Here is a 17,790-nt window from a genome sequence, read left to right on the forward strand (position 1 = left end):
ACGGCTACGCCAGAATCTGCCGGCTTGTGCGCCTTAGCCTTGGCCTCTATCGTTTCCCTGCCACTGCCCATCAGTGGTCGGGTTTAGTCGCCCGTCGTTGCTAAGTCGCATAGTTCCAATCAGTCAGGTATCCCATCCTGTACTTATGGTGGCTGTGCGCAGGGCACTCTTGGGTGCGCCGATTTCTTAGCTCGTCGGTCGACTAACCTGTGCACAGCTGCCTCCCATTCGTTTAGTCGCGAACTGGTTGCAGCCTCACTCAAGAGAGAGCTAAGACATGTTCAAGGTAACTCCAAATCCGCCGGACACCGATCCGGTCTCCCCCTACGAAAGCCCCGACTCAAACAAACTCAACGAAGCCGCCGAGCGCGCCCTCGACCATCACTTCCCGCCAGCCGACCCCAAACCACCAAAACGCAACGGTCAGCTCTTCAGCGTCTGCCCGGGTATCAACCCTGAAACCCTTCTCGCCAATGCCTCGGAAGATTTGCTGTCCATCAGCGCTATTGCCGCCAACCTCGCCGACGATGTGGACGGCTCCCGCCGCTCCGTAGCCTTGGCGCTCAGCCGCATGGCTGACGGCGTGCATTTGTTGGTGGAGCGAATGCTGGATCATCTGGATGAACCCGAGATAGCGGCGATTTTCGCCAAGCAACAAAGCCGCGTCATCTAATCCGCCACCCCCATAAAAAAATGGGCACCCAACCTGGTTGGCGTGCCCATTCTTTTTTCCGCTCCCCGCCACGCGGGACATAGATGCCTGTTACGGATTAACGCAGTCTTTCAACGATTTGCCCTGGCTTGAAGCCACGCTGCGGCTCCCTACATTAGGCATCCGCGCTCCAAAATACGCGGCACTGCTCACCCCCACAGCCCCCATCACCGCGCAGAAGATCACACAGATCCATGGGCTCCATGGCATCAGACCGATCAGCAACAACGGTGTGATACTCGCCCAGACGGCGTAGGCAATGTTGTAAGTGAAGGAAATCCCCGAGACACGAATTCGCGCCGGGAACAGGCTGACCATCACCGACGGCACCGCGCCGACCACCCCACAACCGAGACCGGCCACCGCGTACGCCAGACCGATCCAGCTGCCACCGATGATCAGGCAGGTATAGAGCACGCCGATGCCCAATGGCAGCAGCAGGCTATAGAGCATCACCGTGCGCCAGGCGCCAATGCGGTCGACCAGCAGCCCGGCGAGGACGCAGCCGATATTCAGAAAAACAATACCCAAGGCACTCAGGGCGAAGGTGTGGCTGGCGGTCATGCCGAAGGTTTTCTGCATCATGGTCGGGGTGATCACCACGAACACCACCACCGCCGAGGTCAGTACGCAGGTGAGGATCATCGCCGGCAGCATGGCCAGACGGTGTTCACGCAAGACCGTGCGCAGCGGCAGCTCGACGGCCGCATCACGTTGGGCCTGCATGGCCATGAACACCGGGGTTTCGCTGAGCCAGCGGCGTAGCCAGACGCCGATTACGCCGAACACGCCGCCCAGCAGGAACGGGTAACGCCAGGCGTAATCAAGGATTTCTGCCGGGGTGAACGCCTGCGCCAGAAAAGTCGCCGTCAGGGCGCCGATCAGGTAACCAAACGTCAGCCCGGCCTGCAGGAAACCGAGGGCATAACCGCGATGCCCGGCCGGTGCATGTTCGGCGACGAATACCCAGGCGCTCGGTACTTCGCCGCCCACCGCCGCGCCCTGGAGGATTCGCAGGGCCAACAGCAGCAGCGGTGCGAAATAACCGATCTGGGCGTAGGTCGGCATGATGCCGATCAACAGGCACGGCAGCGCCATCATCAGGATGCTCAGGCTGAAGACCTTCTTGCGGCCCAGCCGGTCGGCGAAATGCGCCATCAGAATCCCGCCCAACGGCCGCGCCAAATAACCGGTGGCGAAGATCCCGAAGCTTTGCAGCAGTCGCAGCCACTCGGGCATTTCCGGGGGGAAGAACAGCTGGCTGAGGGTCAGGGCGAAAAATACGAAAATGATGAAATCGTAGATTTCCAGCGCGCCGCCAAGAGCCGCAAGGCCGAGGGTCTTGTAATCCGAGCGGGCGAACGGCGCCGGGCGCGAGTGGGTGTTGGCGGTCATGAAAAGCACTCTGGCATAGGCAAAAAACCAAGGCGCCCATGGTCTACGCAAACGCGCCAACGGACAACCCGTTAGACCAAAGTCCTAGACTCGTAAAACTTCGTCACAAAATAGAACCGATTGTTTTACTGTTGACACCTGTCTAGACGGGCCTTTGCGGTCCTGAAGACCACAACAAATATAAAAATTCGAGGTACACCCGTGGCCGCTGATATCGAAGATACCCGCTCTGCCCGCTTTGCCCTGCGCTGCTCAAGTTTTGCCGAACGCTGGTTCCCTGACTCCTGGGTATTTGCCGCACTGGCGGTGATTATCGTCGCCGTGGCCACTCTGTTCATGGGCGCCAAACCCACCGACGCCGCCATGGCCTTCGGTGACGGATTCTGGAGCCTGATCCCGTTCACCATGCAGATGGCTTTCGTGGTAATCGGCGGTTATGTGGTCGCCAGCTCGCCACCGGCAGTGAAACTGATCGACCGGCTGGCGCGGATCCCGAAAAACGGCCGCTCGGCCGTGGCCTGGGTTGCGTTGATCTCCATGGTCGCTTCGCTGCTGAACTGGGGGCTGTCGCTGGTGTTTGGCGGTTTGCTGGTGCGTGCCCTCGCCCGCCGTACCGATCTGAAAATGGACTACCGCGCTGCCGGTGCTGCCGCCTATCTGGGTCTCGGCGCGGTGTGGGCCTTGGGCTTGTCCTCGTCCGCCGCGCAATTGCAGGCCAACCCGGCCAGTCTGCCGCCGTCGATTCTGTCGATCACCGGGGTGATTCCTTTCACGCAAACAATCTTTCTCTGGCAATCCGGCGTGATGTTGCTGGCGCTGATCGTGATCTCGCTGATCATCGCCTACGCCACTGCACCCGGCCCGAACTCGGCCCGCGATGCCGAAGCCTGCGGCATCGATCCGAGCTTTAACCTGCCGCCCTTGCAACCGCGCACCCGCCCCGGCGAATGGCTGGAGCACAGCCCGCTGCTGACGATTTTGCTGGTGCTGCTGGCGGCCGGATGGCTGTTCCACGAGTTCTCGACCAAACCGGCGATCAGTGCGATTTCCGGGCTGAACACCTACAACTTCCTGTTCATCATGCTCGGTGCGCTGCTGCACTGGCGCCCGCGCAGCTTCCTTGACGCTGTGTCCCGCGCGGTGCCGACCACCACGGGCGTACTGATTCAATTCCCGCTGTACGGCTCGATCGCGGCGCTGATGACCACCGTCAAAGGGACTGACGCTCAGACGCTGGCTCACCACATCTCGACCTTTTTCGTACAAATCGCGTCCCACGACACCTACGCGCTGCTGATGGGCGTGTACTCGGCGATCCTCGGTTTCTTCATCCCGTCCGGCGGGGGCAAGTGGATCATCGAAGCGCCGTACGTCATGCAAGTGGCCACCGACCTGAACTACCACCTGGGCTGGGCCGTGCAGATCTACAACGCCGCCGAAGCCTTGCCGAATTTGATCAACCCGTTCTACATGCTGCCGCTGCTGGGCGTGCTCGGGTTGAAGGCGCGGGACTTGATCGGGTTTTCGTTCGTGCAACTGCTGGTGCACACGCCGCTGGTGCTGTTTCTGCTGTGGGCGTTGGGAACGACGCTGACGTATACGGCGCCGGTGATGCCGTAACACGTAAGTGATTGCACCTGCTGCGGGCAGGTGCAATCAGTTCACCCGGCTTGAGCATGAAACAAACGCCTAGATTTATCCTACATACAGGCTCGATTCCGCCTGACATGAAACCCGGAGAGTTCTTATCTCCAACCTATGAATCGCTGAGTAAACTCCGACAGCTCACAAACTTTTTAAAGCAAGACAGCACTGACCAAGGATGAACAAACACATGTCTTTAATATCGAAAACGCTGGAAGAGATGATTAACGAGATTTACCAGGACGGTAGGGTTTCAGTCGTTGAATATAAAAAGCTGCGTGATGATGCAGATCGCCGTATGGATGCTGTCGTCCGCGAGTTCGGCCAGCACAACAATCTGACCGCCCTTCAAAAAGCGATGGATGTAGTGATGCAATTAACGCAAACGTCCATCATTGATGCCAAAAAAGCCAAACTGACCGATACAGGAGAGGCCATCGTCAAGGATGCCGTATTTGCACAGGTCGAGTACTTGCGCGCCGGCACTCATCTGGCACTCAAGCTGTTGTAACGCTTCAATCTCCGTCCGGCCCATAAACATTAAGCCCGGGCCGGCCTCCATAACAAGAGCTCCTGGCATACACAGCGCAAGCTCTAAGCAAAAAAACTACACGTACACACTGTTCTGTGTAACGCCGGTGATCCAGTATGTCGCGTACCCCAATCAACGGGACCACGCTGAAAAGGATCTGAGCATGTTCAAGTTCGCAGGCCTCACCCTCGCGGCCCTCACCCTGAGTGCCGCCGCCCATGCCGATGTCGACCTGAAGCTGGGCAGTACCGAACGCGTCACCCGCCTGTTCGCCTATCCCAACAACTGCAACGTGATCTGCTTTCGCAACTGGACGCTGGAGCAAACGGTCGAGCATTACCTGACCCAAAGCGTGCAGCGCGATGGTTACAGCGCGGCGAAAGTGCTGGTCAAAACCGATAACAATCAGCTCTACGCCGAAATCAGCGGCGTACCCCGTGGCTATGAAAAACCGTTGGCGGCGTTACTCGATGCCGGTGATCTGGCCTATACCGGCGCCAGCAAGCTGAATGCCGATGGCAAGTGGGCTTACAGCTGGTATCTGTTCCTGCCACTGGGCATGGCTCTGGAAAACCGCAAAAGCGTTGAACTGTTGCACTTTCCACCCGACTATTCGTTGACCCAGGCTCAGGATTACCTGCGATCCGCCACCACCGATCGCTGGGCCACACTGCTGACTGACAACGGAATTCCGGCCGACCAGACGCCGGGCTACCAGACCATCATCGACATCGCACCGATTGCCGCACCGTCCAACGCCGGCAAGGATCTGGAGGGCGTCTACGACTACTTCAAGGACTACCAGACCACCATGGTCAAGCAACTCAGCCAGAACGCCAGTGGTGCGGCGTTGCCGATGGTTGCCTTCGGCGCGCCGGTGCGTAACTGGATCAAGCAGCAATACGGGCCGACCGTGAACGTACTGGGCCTGGTCAGCATCAGTCCGAGCGACGGGGTGAAAGTGCCAGTGCTGGGTTCCAACCACCCAAGCTACATTTGGTACGCCGCCGACCCGCAAAGCTATACCGGCAACGATGCCCAGGCCAAGGCCGACGCGGCGGGCCTTAAAGTCATGGGTCAGGATTTGAGTGCCGCGTGCTGGCAGGCCGCCATGGGCCGCCAACCGGACAGTAATCCCGACATTGAACTGAGAAGTTGCACCCAAACCTGGCAAGTGGCTCAGGCAGAAAAAACCTGCGAGCTGTTCTATACCTCGATCCGCAACCTGACGCCCGAAAAAGCCGTGGCCAAGTGCGCGACGGCACCGATCAAATCTCAGCTCAAACAGCTGAAAGCTCCGGTACCCGCGACTGCGATCCCTGTCCCGCCTCTGTAAAACGATGAACGGCGGGTCTACTGTCATAACTGACAGTAGACCCGCCGTTTCATTTGCGAGAGGCTTGAGTCGTTCCCATGTGTTGCAGTGCTGACAGGATTGTCAGCTGATGGAGGTCGCAGCACCCAGCCGACAAGGATCGTTATGAAAACCCACGCCCTGCACGAGACGCTTGCACAACCTCCCGATGGGATTTATCCATTTGCGGAGCTGCCCGTTCGCCTTGGATTCCCCTCCCGGGCCGACTTCGAGATTATCGACAACACCAACGGATCGGCGGGAGCCGTCGCAGTACTTCGGGACTTCCCCCGTATCAGCCGAATTTGTCGGGCGTCAGGGCACTTGCTGCCTTATCGCTGTCGGCATACCCGGCAACTGGCCCGTGGCATCCATGTCTACGACCCGCGCTTCTGCGGGCTGCTGCGACACTCCTGCGACCCAAACGTATTTCTCGACATGAGCGAGCTGTGGTTGTGGGCGCTGAAGGACATCAAAAAAGGCGACCGACTGACGATGGACTACGCTTCCACCGAAGACAAACTCTTGCGTCAGTTCGCCTGCCAGTGCGGCTCGTTCGACTGCCGTGGCTGGATCACCGGCTACGATGAACCGCCGAACGCCGACGGCCAGTTGTTTCTGCAGCACTGGCGCCGGCGAAGTCTCTGCTGAAGGGCGTTACAACGTCTCGACCGGACGCAGACGGTATTGCGGCGGCAATTGCTCGAAACCGCTGATGGTGGCGTTCAGGCTTTTCCAGCGACCGTCCTTGATGCCATAGATGCAGCCGTGAACAGACAGGCTCTGCCCGCGGTGCCAGGCGTTTTGCACAATGCTGGTGTGCCCGACATTGGCCACTTGCTGGATCACGTTGTATTCGCAGAGGCGGTCGACCCGCTCTTCTTCAGTGGGCAATTTGGCGAGTTCTTCGCGTTTTTCATAATAGAGATCGCGAATCGAGCGCAGCCAGCCGTCGATCAGGCCCAACTGACGGTCCTGCATCGAGGCGCGCACGCCGCCGCAGCCATAGTGGCCGGTAACGAGGATGTGTTTGACCTTCAGCACGTCGACCGCGTACTGAATCACCGACAGGCAGTTGAGGTCGGTGTGCAGCACTACGTTGGCCACATTGCGGTGGACAAACAGATCGCCGGGCAGCATGCCGACGATCTCGTTCGCCGGCACCCGGGCGTCGGAGCAACCGATCCACAGGTATTCCGGGGTTTGCTGACGGGCCAGCTTGGCGAAGAAATCAGGATCTTCTTTGGTGATCGCGTCAGCCCAGCGCTCGTTGTTATCAATCAGATCTTGTAATTCGTTCATGCAATGAAACCTCGAGAATGATGCGCTTCTATGACAGACAACCATCTGTCGGGGTCACGCGCCAGATGCAGAAACCCGGTTTTCCATGCCGGAGGAATTCTCAGCAGCCCAGGGGGTCCACCCTAGTAAGGCCTACAGTATGAGGAATTGCCATGACTGAATCACGACGTCCGTACGATGCGGTGCAACCCGAGCCCATCGATGACAACGAAGACCGCATGGGTTCGATGCATGAGCTGGATTTCGACGAGGAAGAACCCAGCGCCAAAATCGGCGACGAGCTGCCGCAAACAGAGCGTGAACGCCTGATGCCTCGGGAACGCGTACGTGAAGCCGGCATGACCGGGGCCTCGACCGATGACCATGAGTCCACCGACGACGACATGAGCCCGGAAACCCTGATCCATGAAGACGGCGCACGGGACGCCCACGAAGCGGGTGAAGGTGACCAGGCCGATTGGGATTTGAGCATTGTCGATGAAGACGACATCGGCGGAGGCAATGGGCTGGATGAAGAGGAACTGGCGCGGCGGGATCCGATGGACGGTAATCGTTGATCTATCTGTCTGAGAGGATCGGAATGTAGGAGCTGCCGAAGGCTGCGATCTTTTGATCTTCCTGTGTCGTGACAACAAAAGATCAAAAGATCGCAGCCTTCGGCAGCTCCTACACGGGATCGCTGTTCAATCGACCAAAGTGCAGGCCATGACGACAGCATCTTCACGCCCGCCAACTGCCGGGTAGTAATCGCGCCGCCGACCAATCTCGTTAAACCCATAACGTTCATACAACTTGAACGCGCCACGGTTGCTGTCGCGCACTTCCAGAAAACACTCCCGCGCCTTGGCGTCATACGCCCGGGACATTAAATGCTCCAGCAACGTCAAGCCCAGGCCACGGCCCTGGTTCTCCGGTTTGACGGTGATGTTCAGCAGATGCGCTTCATCAAGGATGATCTGCACCACCCCATGGCCGACCTGCTGCTGGCCTTCAAACATCAGCCATATCTGATATTTACCCAGCCCATCGAGAAAAATCCCGCGAGTCCAGGGATGGCTGTAAGCCGCGTATTCGATTTTCAGTACAGCGTCCAGGTCCGCCTCGGTCATTGGGCGGAACGATACAGCGTCACTCATTCGATTCTTTCCAGCGCGCCATCAGCCGACGCATGGCTTGCCAGACATCAGCCTTACGCTGTGGCTCTTCCATTAATAATTCCAGACCCGGCAGGGCCCAGACCGAGCCCAGGCCTTCGACCTGGAGTTCACGGTTGAAGGATTCGGCGTTCGCCTCACCGGCGAAACGCACCGCCGGCAAGCCGATCAGCCACACGCAGACGCACGGTGCGTCTTCCAGCCGGGCCGAGAGAAAACCTTGCACGAAGTCGCGAGCCGCTTCCGGGCCTTGATCCATGGTGCCCCGAGACAACAGCGGCCAACGCACCGGCTCGCCGACGATCTGCGGGCTGTCCGGCAGACCGGCGGCGCGCAGCATGTCTTTGAGCAACAGATAGGCGGGGTCGCGGGTCTGGAACGATTCGCCTGTGGGTAACTCCACCAGCAGCAAGCAACGCCCGGCCCGCAGCAATTGCAGAGCGAAACGCGGTGGCGGCACGACTGGCGCCTTGGCCACAACCGGAGCGGCCTCTTCTTCAACCTTGGCATTCGTACGCGTGCTGGCCAGCGATGGCCGTGGCACCTCGATTTTCACCCGTTCGGCCGGTTTGACCAGCGGTTCCACGGGCGCCTCTACCACTGGCGCTGGCGCCACCGGGGCGACGACCAACGGCTCGGGCATCTCCAGCAATTCAGGGCGCGAGGGCGCAGCAAAAGGCAATTCGGTGCGCGGCAGCCAGTTGACCACCTGCATGGCGGTCAAATAAGCGCGGCGACGGGACTCGATAAGCAAAGGTCGGCCACTTGTGGATAACTAAAGTGCGGTGATTCTACCGCCCTTCGCTCAAGATCGCCCACGCTTGATCGATAGAAAGCCAACTGTCCGTCCCGAGAGTGAATCGCAACGGGCGTGATGCAGTACAATCGCTGCTTTTATTCGTCAACCAGCCGGCCATTCCGATGATCGAACCCAAGCGCGTCTTGCGCGCCCTCGCTGAACACTGGGCACTTCTGGAGCCACTGTGCGAGCACTTCGACCAAGGCACCTTGAGCCTCAACGAACTGCGTTCACAGTTGGCCGCCCAGCAACTGGACAGTACGCCGCAGGACATCACCAGCCTGCTGGACGTGTGGATCCGCCTCGACATTCTGGTTCCCGTGGCGAAAAGCCCGAACCGTTTCGAGCTCAATGCGCGGATCCACGACTTCCTCGCCTACCTGCGCCGTGAGCACCGTCTGGGCCTGTGCCTGGAGATCGAAGCCTATTTGCGTCACCTCGAACGCCTGGCCGGTTATATCCAGGACGCCTTCGACATCCGCGACGGCCACGACCTGGCGCGCCAGTTGCGCCTGCTCGACATGCGCGTACGGGACGTATTGAAGAAACTCGCCAACGACGAACAGGCCCTGGTGGCCGTCGCCGAGCGCGCCAAGACCAGCGACCGGCAAATCCCGCTGCGTCAGCGTTACGCTGAAGTACTGGCGACCTGGGACGAATACGTCGAACCGATGATCCAGTTGGTGAACGCCGACGGCGCCTTCGAACAAGGCGTGCGCAAGGTCGAGAACGTCCTGCTGAAGATGCTCACCGAGCAGCAGCGCCTCGGCCACCTGGTCGATGACGACATGCTGCTGCGCACCCACGCGCGCATCCTCGAAATGCAGACCAGCGCCCAGCTGACGCTGCGTCATGCCCGCGAACTGCTGCTGCCGCTGCGTGAAGAAGCCCGTCGGCACAACGCCGTGACCCGTGGCGCGGCGCTGGCTTTGTCGGCCATCCGTCGCAAAGGCATCGATGCGGTGCCACAAGCGGCGATGCCGATGTTCACTCGGCCGCAAAGCACCTTCTTGGGTAGCGCCAGTCAGGTCGAAGCCTACGTTTATGCGCTGGCCCGTTTCGAGCCGAAACCGGCGCGTTTCCCCAAGGCCCACAAGACGCAGAAAGGCGAAGCGCCGCGCGCGCCACGCACGGTTCGGGAAATGCTCGAACGCTGCGAAGACGCCCTGCCGATGCCGGACCTGATGACCTGGCTGCTGGAGCAGGAGCCGGACGGCGCTACCGACGAATTGCTTTACTGGTTCTCGCGCCTGTCGCGGGAAAAGCGCTTCACACGCGAGCGTCTGGAACGCCGCGATTACCACACTCACGAGCACCAGGTCAGCCTGCGCTCCTTCGCCCTGCTCTCGGCCGCCGACACCGCCGCCGAGGATTCTGCGAGCATTCCAAATGCATCTTGATCTAAACGAACTGTCCCAGCTGGCGCCGATCTTTCGCGAGCTATTCAAGGGTTACCACGTCAGCCGCCGCGATCCGGAGCTGTACGCGCAACTGTCGAACTTCCAGGACCAGTACCGCACGCTGTTCAAGGCGTTGGGCTTTGAATTGGTCTGCGACACCCGTGGTTTTTACTACTTCGTGCCGGACCTCGCCGCCGCAGCAGTGAACAAGACCGCGCAACGTCTGGCGCTGTTCACCTTCATTCTCGTCGAGCATCTGGCCGACCAGGGCCGGGACCCGGTCGCCGTGCTCGACGGTGGCAGCCTCGGCCGCGACGAATTGCCATCGCTGCTGGAGAAATACCGCGACCTGTTTATCCAGGCCGAAGTGCAGACCGTCGAAGAACTCGAAGAAAAAATCATGCGCCGCATGACTCAGCTCGGTTTCGCCGGTGAAGAAAACGGCATCTACCGTTTCCTGCCGCCGATGCACCGTTTCCTCGATGTCTGCCTGTCGGTCCAACAAGACCGTGATCTGGCCGCCAGCCTGCACAGCGTGTTGCCTCTGCCGGTTCCGGTGCTGATCGACGACGACAGCGACGAAAAGCTGTTGGAAACCGATGACCCGCTGGATTTGAGTGACTTCGAAGAAGAAAGCGAAGAAGACGCCATGGCCCGCGCCATTGCCGAAGAACAGGAGACCGACGCATGAGCAAGGAACGCTACGGCATTCGCCGCTTCGCCCTTTTGAACACCGCCGGTTACAGCCTCGGCCTGTTCCCGCTGGAAGAACCGTTGTCGGTTTACGGCGCGAACAACCTCGGAAAATCCGCCTCGATCAACGCCTTGCAGTTCCCGATCCTGGCGCGCATGTCGGACATGAGTTTCGGCAAGTACAGCCTGGAGCAATCCCGGCGCTTCTACTTCGCCTCGGACACCAGTTACATCCTGGTCGAAGTCTCGCTACCTCACGGTCCACATGTGATTGGTGTGGTCGGTCGCGGCCCGGGCGGTGGTTTCGGTCACCAGTTCTTTGCCTACGCCGGCAAACTGGATCTGGCCCATTACCAGAAAAACGACACCTGCCTGCGTCAGAAAGAATTGTTCACCAACCTTGAGCGCGAAGGCCTGAAAGCCTACGAGCTCAAACCGGATGAATTGCGTCGTTTGCTGGTCGGTGGTCACACCTCGATCCCGCTGGACCTGACGCTGATCCCGCTGCGCTCCACCAGCGAGCAGAGCCTGAAGACGTTCCGCGCGCTGTTCATCAACCTGCTGCACATGCGCGAAATCACCGCGGCCAAGCTCAAGCAATTGTTCCTCGATGCGTTCGAGCACAGCCTGCGTTCCGGCAGCGTCGATTACATCGCCGCGTGCGAAGAAGCGTTCCGCGATGTACGACGCATGGAGCAGGATTACAACTCGCTGGTCACTGCCGGCCCATTGGTCGAAGCCCTTGCGGCAGGCGTGACCCAGCGCAATATCCTGCGCGGCAAACTGCACCGCATTTCGCCGCTGCTCGACTCCCTGCTCGGCACTTGGTCGGACTACGCCAGTGCGCGCAAGGAAGAGCTGACGATTCAGGCCGAGCATTACCGCAACGAGCAAGACGCGCTGCAAAACGATCAGCGCGGCGGCACTCAGGAACTGATGCGCCTGGAGCGGGAAATCACCGGCATCCAGCGCTGGCTCGGCGAGCTGTCGGTGCTCAAGCATCGCTTCGCACTGGTCGATGACGTCAAAGTGCTTGAGCAGCAACTGCTCGCGGCCAAGGATGCGCACGATGAACTGGCCGGTGCGCTGGCGCAGTCGCGGCAGTTCAGCGCCGAAGATTTGGAAGAGCGTCTGCGGGATCTGGAAAAACGCCTGAAGTCGGTCAAACAGCAACTCGATCATGCCGACAACAACAGCTACGCCCGTCTGCGTGAAGAGTTCTCGCAACAGGATGTCGAGCGCCTGATGCGCCTGTTCAACAGCGCGCTGTTCAGCCTGCCGTTGGGTGAGCACGGTATTACGCTGGACGAGGACGGTCAGTGGGTCAAATCCATGGAACTGATCCTCGATGGCTTCAAGGGCGAGCGTTTCGAAGTGCCGGGCCTGTCCATCGACATCTCGCACATCGAACCGCCGGCCCTGCAAGCCCTGGCTGACCGCGCGGCGTTGCGCGATCAGAAAGAGCGTCTGGATAAAGAACTCAAGCAACTGAAAACCCAGCAAGCCGTGGCCGCCGACCGCGCCGCGAGCAAGACCCAGACCGAAGCGCTGTACCAGCAAGTGCTGGATGCGCAGAAAGCGCTGGAAGATTTCCGCCGCGCGCAAACCCTGAGCGCCGAGGAAGGCGACAAGTTGGAACAGCTGGCGCAGATGGAAGCGGCGCAGGACGAGTTGAAGCGTTCCAGCGACGCCTTCACCGAACGCGTCCAGCAACTGTCGGCCAAGCTACAACTGGTCGGCCGGCAGATCGGCGACATGGAAGCCAAGCAACGCACCCTCGACGACGCCCTGCGCCGCCGTCAGCTGTTACCCGCAGACCTGCCGTTCGGTACGCCGTTCATGGACCCGATCGACGACTCCATGGACAACCTGCTGCCGCTGCTCAATGACTATCAGGACAGCTGGCAGGGTCTGCAACGCAGCGATGGTCAGATCGAGGCGCTGTACGCTCAGGTCCGCCTCAAGGGTGTGGCAAAGTTCGACAGCGAAGACGATATGGAGCGTCGCCTGCAACTGTTGATCAACGCTTACGCGCACCGTACCGACGAAGCACTGACCCTTGGCAAGGCGCGTCGTGCGGCCGTTACCGACATCGCCCGGACCCTGCGCAACATCCGCAGCGACTACGACAGCCTCGAGCATCAACTGGCGCTGTTCAACCGCGAGATCAACAAGCGTCAGGTCTCCAACCTGCAAAGCTTCCGCATCGTGCTAGCCCCGAACAAAGAAGCGCTCAAGCACATCGACCAGATCATCCACAGCGCCGGTCAGTATGAAGAAGGCGAAACCCTTTCGGTCTTCGACCTGAGCCAAAGCGCTGATCAGGACAACAAGAACGAAGAAGCCAAGGAGTATCTGGCACGGCTGGTGGCGGCGAACCACAACCAGCTCGGTCTCAAGGATCTGTTCGAGCTGGCGTTCGAGATCACCAAGGTCAACGGTCAGCCGGTGATCCACACCGACATCGACGGTGCCGCTTCCAACGGTACGACCATGACCATCAAGGCGCTGACCAACATGTACTTGTTGCTGCACTTGATGGACCGCGACCAGGCCGGTCGCGTGCGCCTGCCGTATTACCTCGACGAGGCAGCGGACATCGACGAGAAGAACCAGGCAGCGCTGTTGGAAACCAGCCTGCAACTGGGCTTCGTACCGATCCTTGCGAGTGTGAAGCCGCAGGTCTGCGCCAGTGTTGCCATCGACCTGGAAGGTGGCAGCGGCCCGAACGGGATCTACATCGACGAGGCGGACTGGAAGTACATCCGTCGTCACGATGAAGTGAAGGCTGCCGTTGCCGTTGAAGCGGATGAACCGGAGCTGGATGCGGTTTGATTTGAACCGTTAGATACGAAAAAGGCCGCGATCCAATGGATCGCGGCCTTTTTTTGTGTGCTGACTTGAGACTTTCAGTGAACTTGAGGGCCTCTTCGCGAGCAAGCTCGCTCCCACATTTGACCGAGTTGTCTGAACGAACGCGGCTCAATGTGGGAGCGAGCTTGCTCGCGAAGGCGTCATCACAGACGCCAATAAATTACTTGCCGATTGAAATCTTCGGCGCCCAGGTCAGCCATTCGTCTTCGAACTTATCGAACAGCGGGAACGTTTGCTCAGCTCGCGCCGGACTGCCCATACGCTCACCGTCCGGCGTGGCGAAAGCGATGCCGCCCTGAATCAGTGTCTCCAGCGATTCGGTACGCATCGTCGCCCCTTTGAACAAGCCGTAATCAAAGCCAAAACCACTGGAGTTCCAGAATCGCGTGCCGCTGCGCACCAACGGCGCGTACTTCGGCTCGATCAGGATGTGCACCAACACACGATCCGCCGTCTGGCCGAGTTCATAGCCTGTCACCTTGCCCACGGTGATTTCGCGATAAGTGACCGGCACACCTGTTTTCAGCGAACCACGGCGGGCAGCGCTCAACACCAGACTCAAACCGGCTTCTTGTTTAGCGGTTTCCGGCGGATTGGCCAAGGCCACGAAGTTCTTCTGCGGGCCGAGGTTTTTCGCGGCCGGTTGCACTTCGATGTATTGGCCAGTGACCAGCGTTTCGAGGTTGGACGTCTTGATCAGACCCAGTTCAGGTTTGACGACCCAGAACTGACTGCCCACTCGAGCGATGCGCTCCGGCACTTCGGTGATTCTTGCGGTCAGCATCACCGATTGCAGGTCATCCGTGAGGTCGACGTCTTCAATTTTGCCGACATCCAGGCCTTTGAATCTCACAGGTGTGCCGTTGCGTAAACCATCGGCGCGATCAACCTTGATCGTGACCACGGTGCCTTTTTGGTTGGCCTCGTCATGGTTGGCGAACAAACGGAAACGCGGAATCCGCTTCTGCAACGGCGCCTTGGCTTCCGGGGTTTCGAAGGCAATGCCACCGGCCATCAGGCTTTGCAGCGACTCACTTTTGACCTGAATTCCACCGGTCAACCCACCGGTCATCGTGATGCCGCTGGCATTCCAGAACCGTGTCGAGGCGTTGACGAGACCTTCGTATTCCTTCTCGATGTGTACACCAATCACCAACTGCTTTTTAGTGCGTGAGAACTGATAGCTCTGGACCGAACCGACCTTGACCTGCTTGTAGAGAATCGGGCTGCCGACCTCCAGTGAACCGAGGTTTTCGGTGAATAGCACCAGGTGCAATCCCGGTGCACGCAAGTCGAGCGGCGGTGCCTTCGGCCGTGCCACAAACTCGCGCTGCGGTGCGGCGCCTTTGTCTCCCGGACGCACGGCGATGTAGTTACCTTTGACCAACGCTTCGAGACCGGTGATACCGGCAAGCGAAATCGACGGCTTGACCACCCAGAACTGGGTGCCTTCGACCAGGTAATCTTCAGCCAGAGGATCGAGGGTCAATTCGGCGGTGGCACTGGATAGATCAGGATCTATCTTGAGCGCTTTCAGATTGCCGACCTGGATGCCTTTGTACATAACCGGTGTGCGACCCGCCTGCATTCCTTCGAAGTCGCTGAGTTTGACCTTGACCCGAATACCGGCGGCGGCTGCATCGAAATCTTCGTAGAGACGGAATGGCAGACTCGGATCGGTGGGCGGGCTGTCCTTGCGGTTCTCCGGCGTGGCAAACGCGATACCGCCGGCGACGATGCTCGCCAGGGACTCGCTACGCACCTTCACACCCGACAGGTTGGCGTCGATGCTGATGCCGCTGGCGTTCCAGAAACGCGTGTGTTTGCGCACCAGCTTGGCGTAGGTGGGCTCGATGAAAACTTTGAGTTCGACGGTGCTTTGGTCTTCGGACAGCAGGTAACTTTTGATCTGGCCGACCCTGATCTGCTTATAGAACACCGGGCTACCGCGATTGAGTGAACCGAGGCGATCAGCCTTGATGGTCAGGTGGAGACCGGGCTGGGCGTCCGACAGCGGTGGCTCTTCGGCCAAGGCTTTGAACTTGCGAGTTGGCTCACCCTCGCCCGGGCTTATCGCCACGTAGTTACCTGAGACCAGCGTCTCCAGGCCGGTGATGCCGGCCAGGGTCACGCTCGGCTTGACCAGCCAGAAACGGGTACTGGTCCGCAGGTATGGCTCCACGTCCTTGTTCATTTCAACGGTGGCGATCACGCCTTTGGAGTTGCCTTCGTCATCAAGTTTGAGAGTCTTTACCTTACCCACCGACATGCCTTTGTAGACGACTTCGGTCTTGTTGGCCTGAATGCCTTCACCACTTTCGAAACGCACCTGAATCTCGATGCCGGTCTCATTGTAGGCACGCCAGCCGAGCCAGCCGCCGATGATCAGGGCGATGAGGGGCAACACCCAAATGGCTGACCAGTTCGAGGCCGGTCGGGTTTTTGCTGTAGGCAAATCAGTCATGGTCGTCGTCCGACTCCGTGTTATCCCAAATCAGTCGGGGATCGAAAGTTACTGCGGCAAGCATTGTCAGAATCACCACACTGGCGAAAGCGATGGCGCCAAGATTGGCTTCGACGCTGGCAAGCCGTCCGAAATTCACAACCGCCACCAGGATGGCGATCACAAAAATATCGAGCATCGACCAGCGGCCAATGAACTCAATAAAGCGGTACATCCAAATGCGCTGGCGAGCCGAGAGTGGCTGGCGACGCTGCACGGAAAACAACAGCAGTGCGATGCCCACCAATTTGAACGTTGGTACCAGGATACTGGCGATAAAAACCACGGCGGCGATTGGAATCATGCCGTGTTGAACCAGTTGGATCACACCGGACATGATCGTGCTGGGATCGCCCTGCCCCAGTGAACTGACGGTCATGATCGGCAGCACATTGGCAGGGATGTAGAGAACCGCCGCGGTAACCAGCAACGCCCAGGTACGCATCACGCTGTTCGGGCGACGGGCGTGAACCAGCGCACCGCAACGGGTGCAGACCTGTACGTCGGTGTCGGCTTCCTGCTTGTTCAATTCATGGCATTCGGCGCAAATCAAAATGCCTGCATCAATCGCCCGCATGGGCATCCTCTCCTGATAAAGCCTGCCAGATCTGATGGGGTGACATCACAACCTCCAACCAGACCTGAACCAACAACAAACCGATAAAGCACGCCAGGCCAAGCCCGACGGTAATTGCTGCCATATCTGCCAGTTTGACGATCGCCACCAGTACGCCCATGAGGTAGACCTCGAGCATCCCCCAATCGCGTAAATGGTGATAAATGCGGTAGAGCAACAGGCCGTAACTGCGTCCGATATCAAAACGAATACTCAGCAGTACACCCAGTTGGCAAAGCAGCTTGAGCAGCGGAATTCCCATACTGCAGAGAAACACCACGACTGCTACGCCCTGCATTCCGGTATTGAACAGGCCAACAACACCAGTCCAGACAGTGTCATGCGATGACTGCCCGAGTAGATGGAGCTGCATAATGGGTAAAAAGTTCGCCGGGATATACAACAACAGAGCGGCGATAACCAGGGCGAGACTGCGCTGTACGACGTTATACCGATGGGCGTAGAGCTCGTAGCCGCAGCGCGGACAGAGGGCTTTCTCGCCATGGGCGAGTTCGGGCTTGCGCATCAGCAAGTCGCACTCATGACACGCTACCAAGTCGTCCAGCGGTAATTCTGACAGCCCTGGGGCGTCAACCGGATCTGGCATAAAGGCTATGGCCTCCAAAAAAGTTGGACCTATTCTAGTGTCATGGATCGAAAATAACTGTGCAAATTTGTGCTTTAACTGAAAGCCACTTTCCTGCGGACAAAACAAAACCCCTACCTGCATACGCAGATAGGGGTTTCGGAATTTAATCTTGACGATGACCTACTCTCACATGGGGAAACCCCACACTACCATCGGCGATGCA

At 59.0% G+C, this 17,790-nt stretch carries 16 protein-coding genes; 9 read left to right on the forward strand and 7 right to left on the reverse strand.

Annotated elements, in window-relative coordinates:
• Positions 1-277: 277 nt before the first annotated feature.
• Positions 278-673 carry a DUF6124 family protein gene (locus E3W21_RS29300; RefSeq protein ID WP_134423160.1) on the forward strand — a complete coding sequence of 132 codons (396 nt, stop codon included), beginning with the start codon at positions 278-280 and terminating at the stop codon, positions 671-673.
• 90 nt (positions 674-763) lie between these two features.
• Here E3W21_RS29300 and E3W21_RS29305 read toward each other — a convergent pair whose 3' ends face one another.
• A complete protein-coding gene (locus E3W21_RS29305; protein WP_134423162.1) occupies positions 764-2,107 on the reverse strand; it encodes an MFS transporter in 1,344 nt (447 codons plus the stop codon).
• A 201-nt stretch (positions 2,108-2,308) separates the two neighbouring features.
• Between E3W21_RS29305 and E3W21_RS29310 the strand changes: the two genes are divergently transcribed.
• From E3W21_RS29310 to E3W21_RS29325, 4 genes are all read left to right on the forward strand, one after another.
• Positions 2,309-3,727 carry a short-chain fatty acid transporter gene (locus E3W21_RS29310; protein ID WP_134423164.1) on the forward strand — a complete coding sequence of 473 codons (1,419 nt, stop codon included), beginning with the start codon at positions 2,309-2,311 and terminating at the stop codon, positions 3,725-3,727.
• Between the two features lie 214 nt (positions 3,728-3,941).
• On the forward strand, positions 3,942-4,262 hold the full coding sequence (locus tag E3W21_RS29315; protein ID WP_008153466.1) for a hypothetical protein: 321 nt from the start codon (positions 3,942-3,944) through the stop codon (positions 4,260-4,262).
• Between the two features lie 184 nt (positions 4,263-4,446).
• The gene (locus E3W21_RS29320; RefSeq protein ID WP_129441225.1) at positions 4,447-5,619 is read left to right on the forward strand and encodes a hypothetical protein; all 1,173 of its coding nucleotides are present in this window, start codon (positions 4,447-4,449) and stop codon (positions 5,617-5,619) included.
• 144 nt (positions 5,620-5,763) lie between these two features.
• Positions 5,764-6,288 (forward strand): SET domain-containing protein-lysine N-methyltransferase, encoded by a 525-nt coding sequence (locus E3W21_RS29325; protein ID WP_134423166.1) that lies wholly within the window; start codon positions 5,764-5,766, stop codon positions 6,286-6,288.
• A 6-nt stretch (positions 6,289-6,294) separates the two neighbouring features.
• Here E3W21_RS29325 and can read toward each other — a convergent pair whose 3' ends face one another.
• The gene (gene can / locus E3W21_RS29330; RefSeq protein ID WP_033061212.1) at positions 6,295-6,939 is read right to left on the reverse strand and encodes a carbonate dehydratase; all 645 of its coding nucleotides are present in this window, start codon (positions 6,937-6,939) and stop codon (positions 6,295-6,297) included.
• A 152-nt stretch (positions 6,940-7,091) separates the two neighbouring features.
• Between can and E3W21_RS29335 the strand changes: the two genes are divergently transcribed.
• A complete protein-coding gene (locus E3W21_RS29335; RefSeq protein ID WP_134423168.1) occupies positions 7,092-7,496 on the forward strand; it encodes a serine kinase/phosphatase in 405 nt (134 codons plus the stop codon).
• A gap of 126 nt (positions 7,497-7,622) precedes the next feature.
• On the opposite strand, the gene rimI is transcribed toward E3W21_RS29335, so the two are convergent.
• Together rimI and E3W21_RS29345 are read right to left on the reverse strand one after the other, a co-directional pair.
• Complete coding sequence (rimI, locus tag E3W21_RS29340; RefSeq protein ID WP_008145534.1) at positions 7,623-8,075, reverse strand: ribosomal protein S18-alanine N-acetyltransferase; 453 nt, start codon at positions 8,073-8,075, stop codon at positions 7,623-7,625.
• Positions 8,068-8,808 carry an energy transducer TonB gene (locus E3W21_RS29345; RefSeq protein ID WP_134423180.1) on the reverse strand — a complete coding sequence of 247 codons (741 nt, stop codon included), beginning with the start codon at positions 8,806-8,808 and terminating at the stop codon, positions 8,068-8,070. Before E3W21_RS29345 ends, rimI begins: the two co-directional genes overlap by 8 nt.
• Positions 8,809-9,014: 206 nt before the next feature.
• Between E3W21_RS29345 and mksB the strand changes: the two genes are divergently transcribed.
• Genes mksB through mksF form a run of 3 tightly spaced genes read left to right on the forward strand, consistent with a single transcriptional unit; the run spans position 9,015 to position 13,820 of the window.
• A complete protein-coding gene (mksB, locus tag E3W21_RS29350; protein ID WP_166793886.1) occupies positions 9,015-10,292 on the forward strand; it encodes an Mks condensin complex protein MksB in 1,278 nt (425 codons plus the stop codon).
• A complete protein-coding gene (mksE, locus tag E3W21_RS29355) occupies positions 10,282-10,983 on the forward strand; it encodes an Mks condensin complex protein MksE (protein WP_027925914.1) in 702 nt (233 codons plus the stop codon). Before mksB ends, mksE begins: the two co-directional genes overlap by 11 nt.
• On the forward strand, positions 10,980-13,820 hold the full coding sequence (gene mksF / locus E3W21_RS29360) for an Mks condensin complex protein MksF (RefSeq protein ID WP_134423172.1): 2,841 nt from the start codon (positions 10,980-10,982) through the stop codon (positions 13,818-13,820). Before mksE ends, mksF begins: the two co-directional genes overlap by 4 nt.
• A 199-nt stretch (positions 13,821-14,019) precedes the next feature.
• Here the strand turns inward: mksF and E3W21_RS29365 are convergent, their stop codons facing one another.
• Genes E3W21_RS29365 through E3W21_RS29375 form a run of 3 tightly spaced genes read right to left on the reverse strand, consistent with a single transcriptional unit; the run spans position 14,020 to position 17,585 of the window.
• The gene (locus E3W21_RS29365; protein ID WP_134423174.1) at positions 14,020-16,323 is read right to left on the reverse strand and encodes an intermembrane transport protein PqiB; all 2,304 of its coding nucleotides are present in this window, start codon (positions 16,321-16,323) and stop codon (positions 14,020-14,022) included.
• On the reverse strand, positions 16,316-16,939 hold the full coding sequence (locus E3W21_RS29370) for a paraquat-inducible protein A (protein WP_129441213.1): 624 nt from the start codon (positions 16,937-16,939) through the stop codon (positions 16,316-16,318). The genes E3W21_RS29365 and E3W21_RS29370 overlap by 8 nt, the downstream gene beginning before the upstream one ends.
• Positions 16,926-17,585: a paraquat-inducible protein A gene (locus tag E3W21_RS29375; protein WP_134423176.1), complete on the reverse strand. Its 660-nt coding sequence runs from the start codon at positions 17,583-17,585 to the stop codon at positions 16,926-16,928. Before E3W21_RS29375 ends, E3W21_RS29370 begins: the two co-directional genes overlap by 14 nt.
• Between the last annotated feature and the right edge of the window lie 205 nt (positions 17,586-17,790).

This window comes from Pseudomonas sp. F01002, assembly GCF_004402115.1.
Classification (GTDB): Bacteria; Pseudomonadota; Gammaproteobacteria; order Pseudomonadales; family Pseudomonadaceae; genus Aquipseudomonas; species Aquipseudomonas frigoris.

Excerpts from the sequence above, each read along its gene's own strand:
- E3W21_RS29300 (WP_134423160.1), top strand. The coding sequence starts at position 278 with ATGTTCAAGGTAACTCCAAATCCGCCGGACACCGATCCGGTCTCCCCC.
- E3W21_RS29305 (WP_134423162.1), bottom strand. The coding sequence starts at position 2,107 with ATGACCGCCAACACCCACTCGCGCCCGGCGCCGTTCGCCCGCTCGGAT.
- E3W21_RS29315 (WP_008153466.1), top strand. The coding sequence starts at position 3,942 with ATGTCTTTAATATCGAAAACGCTGGAAGAGATGATTAACGAGATTTAC.
- E3W21_RS29320 (WP_129441225.1), top strand. The coding sequence starts at position 4,447 with ATGTTCAAGTTCGCAGGCCTCACCCTCGCGGCCCTCACCCTGAGTGCC.
- E3W21_RS29325 (WP_134423166.1), top strand. The coding sequence starts at position 5,764 with ATGAAAACCCACGCCCTGCACGAGACGCTTGCACAACCTCCCGATGGG.
- can (WP_033061212.1), bottom strand. The coding sequence starts at position 6,939 with ATGAACGAATTACAAGATCTGATTGATAACAACGAGCGCTGGGCTGAC.
- E3W21_RS29335 (WP_134423168.1), top strand. The coding sequence starts at position 7,092 with ATGACTGAATCACGACGTCCGTACGATGCGGTGCAACCCGAGCCCATC.
- rimI (WP_008145534.1), bottom strand. The coding sequence starts at position 8,075 with ATGAGTGACGCTGTATCGTTCCGCCCAATGACCGAGGCGGACCTGGAC.
- E3W21_RS29345 (WP_134423180.1), bottom strand. The coding sequence starts at position 8,808 with ATGCAGGTGGTCAACTGGCTGCCGCGCACCGAATTGCCTTTTGCTGCG.
- mksB (WP_166793886.1), top strand. The coding sequence starts at position 9,015 with ATGATCGAACCCAAGCGCGTCTTGCGCGCCCTCGCTGAACACTGGGCA.
- mksE (WP_027925914.1), top strand. The coding sequence starts at position 10,282 with ATGCATCTTGATCTAAACGAACTGTCCCAGCTGGCGCCGATCTTTCGC.
- mksF (WP_134423172.1), top strand. The coding sequence starts at position 10,980 with ATGAGCAAGGAACGCTACGGCATTCGCCGCTTCGCCCTTTTGAACACC.
- E3W21_RS29365 (WP_134423174.1), bottom strand. The coding sequence starts at position 16,323 with ATGACTGATTTGCCTACAGCAAAAACCCGACCGGCCTCGAACTGGTCA.
- E3W21_RS29370 (WP_129441213.1), bottom strand. The coding sequence starts at position 16,939 with ATGCGGGCGATTGATGCAGGCATTTTGATTTGCGCCGAATGCCATGAA.
- E3W21_RS29375 (WP_134423176.1), bottom strand. The coding sequence starts at position 17,585 with ATGCCAGATCCGGTTGACGCCCCAGGGCTGTCAGAATTACCGCTGGAC.